8 protein-coding genes are annotated in these 7,814 nt (G+C 30.4%); 4 read left to right on the top strand and 4 right to left on the bottom strand.

Going from position 1 to position 7,814, the window contains the following annotated elements; all coding sequences use genetic code 11:
• Positions 1 to 372: 372 nt before the first annotated feature.
• A complete protein-coding gene (locus ABNT65_RS01820) occupies positions 373 to 1,521 on the bottom strand; it encodes a cysteine desulfurase family protein (protein ID WP_348746990.1) in 1,149 nt (382 codons plus the stop codon).
• Between the two features lie 15 nt (positions 1,522 to 1,536).
• Complete coding sequence (locus ABNT65_RS01815; protein ID WP_348706032.1) at positions 1,537 to 2,079, bottom strand: DNA mismatch repair protein MutS; 543 nt, start codon at positions 2,077 to 2,079, stop codon at positions 1,537 to 1,539.
• An 80-nt stretch (positions 2,080 to 2,159) separates the two neighbouring features.
• Here ABNT65_RS01815 and ABNT65_RS01810 point away from each other — a divergent pair, with 80 nt between their 5' ends.
• Positions 2,160 to 2,798, top strand: coding sequence for a hypothetical protein (locus ABNT65_RS01810; protein ID WP_348706031.1), 639 nt, complete (start codon positions 2,160 to 2,162; stop codon positions 2,796 to 2,798).
• Here ABNT65_RS01810 and ppk2 (ABNT65_RS01805) read toward each other — a convergent pair.
• Entirely contained in the window at positions 2,795 to 3,580 is a 786-nt protein-coding gene (ppk2, locus tag ABNT65_RS01805) for a polyphosphate kinase 2 (protein WP_348706029.1), read from the bottom strand. The two genes, ABNT65_RS01810 and ppk2 (ABNT65_RS01805), sit on opposite strands and share 4 nt — an antisense overlap.
• 4 nt (positions 3,581 to 3,584) lie before the next feature.
• Positions 3,585 to 4,469 (bottom strand): polyphosphate kinase 2, encoded by an 885-nt coding sequence (gene ppk2, locus ABNT65_RS01800; RefSeq protein ID WP_348706027.1) that lies wholly within the window; start codon positions 4,467 to 4,469, stop codon positions 3,585 to 3,587.
• A gap of 30 nt (positions 4,470 to 4,499) precedes the next feature.
• On the opposite strand from ppk2 (ABNT65_RS01800), the gene ABNT65_RS01795 reads away from it, so the two are divergent.
• The 3 genes from ABNT65_RS01795 (at position 4,500) to ABNT65_RS01785 (ending at position 7,808) form a co-directional block, all read left to right on the top strand.
• Positions 4,500 to 5,450: a lipid A deacylase LpxR family protein gene (locus tag ABNT65_RS01795; RefSeq protein ID WP_348746989.1), complete on the top strand. Its 951-nt coding sequence runs from the start codon at positions 4,500 to 4,502 to the stop codon at positions 5,448 to 5,450.
• A gap of 176 nt (positions 5,451 to 5,626) precedes the next feature.
• Positions 5,627 to 6,745 carry a DNA polymerase III subunit beta gene (gene dnaN, locus ABNT65_RS01790; RefSeq protein WP_348706023.1) on the top strand — a complete coding sequence of 373 codons (1,119 nt, stop codon included), beginning with the start codon at positions 5,627 to 5,629 and terminating at the stop codon, positions 6,743 to 6,745.
• A gap of 298 nt (positions 6,746 to 7,043) precedes the next feature.
• Entirely contained in the window at positions 7,044 to 7,808 is a 765-nt protein-coding gene (locus tag ABNT65_RS01785; protein ID WP_348706021.1) for an AAA family ATPase, read from the top strand.
• Positions 7,809 to 7,814: the final 6 nt, after the last annotated feature.

Genomic DNA, 7,814 nt, shown 5'->3' with positions numbered 1-7,814 from the left:
ATAAATTACATTTAACGTACACACTTACAACACTTAAAAAGTGCCGTATATTTATCTATAAAATTCATATGGGAGACATTAAAAAGCCCCCCTGAAAACACATTTAGTCATTTTACGATGACAAATCTATAGTCCGGGGGGAATTTCTAATAAACGATACAAATATAATTAACTTTTATTTACATCTACTTATTATGACACTTTTTTTATTCAAAAGTCACATCAATACAAAATAATAAAAATTTATATAAAATAAATTTAAAATAAAAAACAACAATAAAAACAACCCTAAATAAGAGCTATTCAAGCCTTTTTCTTTAAAAACCACACAACAACAACACAACACCTCTAAAGAAGCCTTAAACTTAGCTTTTAAAGCTTTTTTTGGTTTTTCAACTTTTTCATCAACCCTAAAACCTCCTTAATATCTTCTATAGTGTTTAATTTGCTAAACGAAAAACGAATTGAAGCTTTTTTTTGCTCTTCCTCATTCAAAAAAGATTGTAAAACATGTGAACCTTTGCTCGAACCACTTTGACAAGCACTCCCTCCAGAAACAGAAAGCCCCATTAAATCGAAATTAAAAAGCAACATTTTATCCTTAAAAGGAAATCTAATGTTTAGAATTGTATACGAACTTTTTTCTAAAACTCCAGAAACTCCATTAAACTGCACTGAAGGGAAAATATTTCCCACTCCTTCAATAAGAGATTTTTTTAAAACTTCAATTTTATTCCTATCCTTTTTCATCTCTTTAATTGAGATCTCTAAAGCTTTTTGCATACCTAAAATACCATATACATTTTCAGTACTTGATCGCATCCCTCTTTCCTGTCCTCCTCCATGAAATAAAGACCTCATAACAATACCTTTTCTAACAAAAACAAAACCTACCCCTTTAGGTCCATGAAATTTATGCGCGCTCGCCACCATAAAATCAACAGGTATTTCTTGTAAGTTTAACTCATAATGACCAACAGCCTGAACTGTATCCGAATGAAACAAAGCTTTATATTTTTTACATATCTCGGCTACTTTTTTTATTGGCAATATATTCCCAATTTCATTATTCACCCACATCAAGCTCACTAATGTTTTACCCTTTAACTCCCCCAACACACCTTCTAAGTCAGAGACATTAACCTGCCCCTGAACATCTACACCCAGAAACACTACATTTATTCCGTATTTCTCTTTTAAAAACTCAACAGTATACAAAACAGCATGATGCTCTATTTTTGTAGTAACAATATTATCTACTCCTAAATTTAAAACAGCGCTTTGAAGTACCATATTATCTGCTTCTGTACCACCTGAAGTAAAAAAAATCTCACCAGCACTTACATTAAAATAACTTGCTATTTTTTTTCGTGCGGTTTCAATTGATGATTTAGCCTTCCTACCTATTTGATGTACGGAAGATGGATTACCGTAATTATCATTCATAGCATTAGTCACCACATTAACTACCTCAGGCAACATAGGAGTTGTTGCTGCATTATCTAAGTAAATATTTTTCATATTACAAAAGTAAGACTAGTTTTGATATATATAAACTTCAGTGGCTCCTAAGCCATATTGATTATATGAAGCCTCATAATACTTAACTGGATAATTATTCAACAAATATCCTAACTCAGTTTTTAACACACCTTCTCCTACACCATGAATAAATACCAACTTAGATATTTTTTTTTGAATACAATATTCCACCTTTTGTTTAGCTACATTTATTTGATACGATAATATATCATAATTATCCATTCCCTTTACCGACTTGAGTAGCTTTTCTATATGTAAATCTACCTCCATCACTATTTCTTTTTTTATTTTAACAAAGCTTTTTTTAGCTTTCTTTTTTTCACCTTTTAACTTATCCTTTAAAATTGTATTATTTATATTAAGATATTTACTCAACTCTCGTTGTTCTACATCAACTTTTACTATCTCATTTTTATAAAAGTTGTACTCCAAACCTTCTTCGTCTTTAACTACAATCATCTCTCCTAAAAAACCTACCACCTTTCCTTTAATTGCATCATCTAAAGCCACTACATTGTTTCCAATTTCAAAACACATAATTAACCATTATTTAATTTATCATTGAGATTTAGCATTTATTTTTGCGCCTACCCAGACTACAAAAGAACATTAAATAAATGATTAACACCAAAAACTTTGATATAAAAACTTTCTTTGAGCACTCAAAAGAAACTTTAGTTTTAAATGAAAACCGCCAAGAACTATTACTTGAAATCGCTGATACTATTGTTGACGAATATCTTGAACGTGAAAAACTAAACTTAAACTTTATTTGCACTCACAATTCAAGAAGAAGTCAGTTTGCTCAAGTTTGGAGTTTTTATGCTGCTAACTACTTTAATTTAGAAAATATTTTTCCTTTTTCTGGAGGAACTGAAACTACTGCATTCCACAGAAACACAGTAAGAGCATTACAAAAATCTGGTTTTGAGTTTAATGTAGATAATTTTTCTCACCAAAACCCTAAGTACCTAATTTCTTTTAAAGGCTGCAAAGCTCCTTTAATAGGTTTCTCAAAAACATTTGACGACCAACACAACAACTATCCATATATAGCAATCACTACATGTGATAGTGCTGATGAAAATTGTCCTTTTATACCTGACGCAATAGAGAGGTTCCATCTTCCTTATGAAGACCCAAAGATTTCTGACAACAGAGAAGACACCAAAGAAACATACCTAGAAACATGCCAACAAATAGCAGGTGAATTATTTTTTATTTTTGAAGAAGTAAAGAAACAAGTAACGGATTAAATCTCCGTTTTCTTGTTATAAGGTATACTTTTTAAAATGTGGTTAATTACATTTATTCTAGCCACTGTTTTCCTATTAGCTCTTATTATCTTCCATGGAGATATTACGGTATTTGTTTTTGAAAACATCGCTCTTTTATACTCTGTATAATCATCCCAAAGCTCTTGCGCCCTTTCATCAACAGGAGTCATTTTCCATTGTTTTAATGGACTCTTTTTTATATCTGAAAACCTTTTAGCTTGCTCTCTCTTAGTAATTGACATGTATATTTTTACCAATCTAATTCCAGACTCTAATATCATTCTTTCAAAATCATTCACTTGATTCATAAAAACCTCATATTCTTCTTTAGTACAAAACCCATTAACAGGCTCTACAACTGCTCTATTATACCAACTCCTATCAAACAACACAATTTCACCAGCCTTTGGAAACTGCTCTACATATCTTTGAAAATACCATTGTGATTTTTCATCTTCATTAGGCTTAGGTAACGCTACTATTCTAGTATGCCTTGGGTTTATCCTCTCAACAATTCTCCTTATAGCACCTCCTTTTCCTGCTGCATCACGCCCTTCAAATAAAATAATAATTCGCTCATTATTTTCTATTCCCCAAGTCTGTAATCTAATTAACTCTACTTGAAGTTTTTTTAGCTTCCTTTCATAATCCACATAACGTATGGCTCTCTCAGGGTTATATGGCTCTTTTGATAAAACAGCACGTAACCCTCTTTTACTATTTAACTTTTTTATATCTGATTCTGAAAATTCTTTCTCCATTAGATTAATCAATTATTTCGTTAATAGATCTAAAATAACGCATTACAACATTAGGATCAGGGCTCAACATAGTTTCTGACTCTGACTTCCCTTCGTAATTGAATTGAGACAAAACATATCTCATAGCCTCTAATCTTGCTACTTTTTTATCATTCGTTTTTATAATTATCCAAGGACAATAATTAGTATGTGTTTTACTAAACATTTCGTCTTTATAAAAGGTATAATCTTTCCACAATTCTTGTCCTTTTTTATCTACAGGGCTAAACTTCCATCTTTTTAGCGGATCATCTTCTCTTGCTTCAAATCTTTTTAATTGCTCTTCCTTAGTAATAGACAACCAAAACTTAATAACCACAACTCCATCTTCATACAACATATGTTCAAACTCTGGAACTTGCACTAAAAACTTTTTATATTGTGCTTGTGAACAAAACCCCATTACTGGCTCTACCACCGCCCTATTATACCAACTTCTATCAAAAAAAACTAACTCACCTAAATTAGGAAGCTCTTTAATATACCTTTGAAAATACCACTGCCCTTTTTCTATTTCTGTTGGTTTATTAAGTGCCACCAATCGTGTTGACCTCGGATTAAGATGCTCCATAAACCTTCTAATATTACCACCCTTTCCTGCTGCATCTCTTCCTTCAAAAATTACAGCAACTCTTTTATTATTTTTAGCAATCCATTGCTGTAATTTTACCAGCTCTATTTGTAAATTCCTAAGCTCCTCTTCATAAGCCAATAATTTTTCAATCTTAGAAAACGAAACTCCTTTTTCCCTAATAAGATTCCTTAACTCCTCATTAGTAGAAACTGTATTAAAATCTTCAGCTGTTAATTTTGGCAAAGTATGCTCTTGATTCTTGTTAAAATTATTCATACATGGCTAAAATAAACGATATTTGCGACTATGAAAAAAAATATCACCTTTTTGCTATGCTTATTTTCTACTTTAACTTTTAGCCAGAGAAAATATGCAAAAGAATTTAGTTTCTCTAATGATAATGATCTATACATCTCTACTTATCAAGATCGTTATTATACTAATGGAATGTTTTTTACCTACAGATACCTTAGTAAAAAAAACAACTTTAAAGCTGAGAAAAAAATATATGAGTTTGCTTTAAACCATAAAATGTATACTCCTTTCAAAGCTACTGTTGAATCACACCTTTTACATGATCGCCCTTTTGCTTCTTATTTATATGGAAGTTTTGGTATTAATAACTTTTACAAAAATAACAGCTTTATTAAATTTTCAGGAGAAATTGGTGTTGTAGGCCCATCAGCTTTAGGTGCAGACCTTCAGCATGTAATACATAGTATTTATGGCTTTAGAGAAGCAACTGGTTGGAACTATCAAATAGCAAATGCCTTAGGCCTTAATTTTAAAGGTAATTACACAAAACTTTTAACCAATGAAAAAAACTCACATTTTGACATAAGCTGGATTAATACAGCTAATGCTGGAACAGTTTTCACTAACGTTTCTACTGGATTGTTTAGTCGCATAGGTTTTAAACCTTTGCAAAAATTAATAAACTCTATTGCTTTTAATAGCAACTTAAATAATAAGTATTCAAATTATAATAACGAAATTGAATCTTTCATCTATTTAAAACCTTCTATTAGATATAACATATACGACGCCACTATACAAGGCAGCTTCTTAAATACTAAAAGCCCAATTACTTTTAAACTAAAACCTATTGTTTTTTCAACTGAATTAGGTTTTCAATTCACAAGCAATCGGTTTAACTTTAGATACGCAATACATTACCATACTAAAAAACTACAAAGTATCCAGGTACCTAGCGGTAATTTTTATGGAAATATTCAAATTAACTACCTTTTTAATTAAAACAATAATAATACAGTAATTTACTGTATATCAAAATTACCCAGTAAATTCATTTTAAAAATATTCTACTGTTTAAATACTGTTTTAATTAGTAGTTAAAATTAGATATAAAAATAAATTTTTAAAATCGTCAAATTAAAATATATTTGTAGTTCTAATCATTAGAAACATAATCAATGAAATTTATCGTATCTAGCTCTCAATTATTGAAACAATTACAAGTTTTAGGAGGAGTTATAAACAGTAATAATACGCTACCTATTTTAGACAACTTTTTATTTGAATTATCAGAGAATCAATTAAAAATATCATCGTCTGATTTAGAAACAACCATGAGTTCTGTAGTGGAAGTTGAAAGTACCGATACTGGAGCGATAGCTATTAATGCGCGTTTATTATTGGATACTTTAAAAACTTTTCCCGACCAGCCTTTAACTTTTAAAACGGAAGGAGAAAGTACTATAGAGATTATTTCAGAACAAGGTAAGTACGACATGGCTTACTTTAACGGAGAAGAATTCCCGAAAGCTGTAGAGCTTCCTTCTCCTAGCAGTACTGAAATTCCTTCTCATATTTTAGCTACAGCAATTACAAAAACTATTTTTGCTACAGGTAATGATGATTTAAGACCTGTTATGAGTGGAGTTTTCTTCCAGTTTAACTCAAAAGAGTTAACTTTTGTTGCTACTGACGCTCATAAATTAGTAAAATATACACGTACTGACGTTACTGCTGATAAATCTTCTGAATTTATTATGCCTAAAAAACCTTTAAACTTATTAAAAGGAATTTTAGGTGGTTCCGAAGAAAACGTTACCATAGAATACAATGACACGAATGCAAAGTTTACTTTTGATAACGTAGTATTAATCTGTCGTTTAATTGATGGTAAATATCCAAATTACGAAGCTGTTATACCTAAGGAAAATCCTAATAAATTAACAGTTGATAGAGCTTCTTTTTTAAACTCTGTACGTCGTGTATCTATATTCTCAAGTAAAACAACTCATCAGATTCGTTTAAAAATGGCAGGAACTGAATTAAACATTTCTGCTGAAGATTTAGATTATTCTAATAAGGCTGACGAACGTTTACTTTGTGATTACCAAGGAGATGATATGCAAATTGGTTTTAACTCTCGTTTTTTAAGTGAAATGCTTAACAACCTAAGTTCAAATGATATTTTAATAGAAATGAGTTTACCAAATAGAGCGGGTATCTTAACTCCTATTGATGGTACAGAAGAAGGAGAACAAGTTACTATGTTAGTTATGCCTGTAATGCTTAATAACTAGTAGTTGTATACATAATTTTTATAAAAAGAAGCTTTTTAAGCTTCTTTTTTTATTCTCTTAAAATACTTATTTATACAAGTAATTTTTAAACTTAATTTACAATATCGTTAAAATATTATCACTATAGTCACAATACTTTTACAAAGTAAATTATTTTTTGTTGTCTAATTAAAGATAGAAGCTTGTTAATAATCATAATCATTCGTTAATATTTATCATTTTTATTTTTGTTAACATCTTTCACTTTAAAAAACCATAAATAATTGTAAATTTACCTCTTTCAAACTTGACAAATTATATGGGTAGAATTATTGCAATCGCAAATCAAAAAGGTGGAGTTGGTAAAACAACTACTACTGTAAATTTAGCAGCGGCTTTAGGCGTTTTAGAAAAAAAAGTTTTACTTATTGATGCTGATCCGCAAGCTAATGCAACCTCTGGTTTAGGTTTAGACGTAGAAAGTGTTGAAACTGGTACGTATCAAGTTTTGGAACATACTGTTGCTCCTAAAGATACTGTTTTAAAGACTGAATCACCGAATGTAGATTTAATTCCTGCTCATATTGATTTAGTGGCTATTGAAATTGAATTGGTTGATAAGCAACAAAGGGAGTACATGCTAAAAAATGCATTAGAAAGCATTAAAGATGATTATGACTTTATATTAATAGACTGTGCGCCTTCATTGGGGTTAATTACGTTAAATTCATTAGTTGCAGCAGATTCCGTTATCATTCCTATTCAATGTGAGTACTTTGCTTTAGAAGGTTTAGGTAAGTTATTAAACACTATAAAAAGCGTACAAAAAATACATAATCAGGATTTAGACATTGAAGGTTTATTATTAACAATGTTTGATTCACGTTTACGTCTTTCAAATCAAGTAGTTGAAGAGGTTCGTAAGCACTTCAGTTCTATGGTATTTGAAACAATAGTACATAGAAATATTCGTTTAAGTGAAGCACCAAGTTATGGTGAAAGTATTATTTCTTATGATGCAACCAGTAAAGGTGCGGTAAATTACTTAAATTTGGCGAACGAAATTTTAAATAAAAACGTATAATACTGT

It is taken from the genome of Tenacibaculum sp. 190524A02b (assembly GCF_964036645.1).
GTDB lineage: Bacteria > Bacteroidota > Bacteroidia > Flavobacteriales > Flavobacteriaceae > Polaribacter > Polaribacter vairaonense.
Note: the sequence above shows the minus strand (reverse complement) of the source record. Positions and strands in the feature narration are given on the sequence as shown.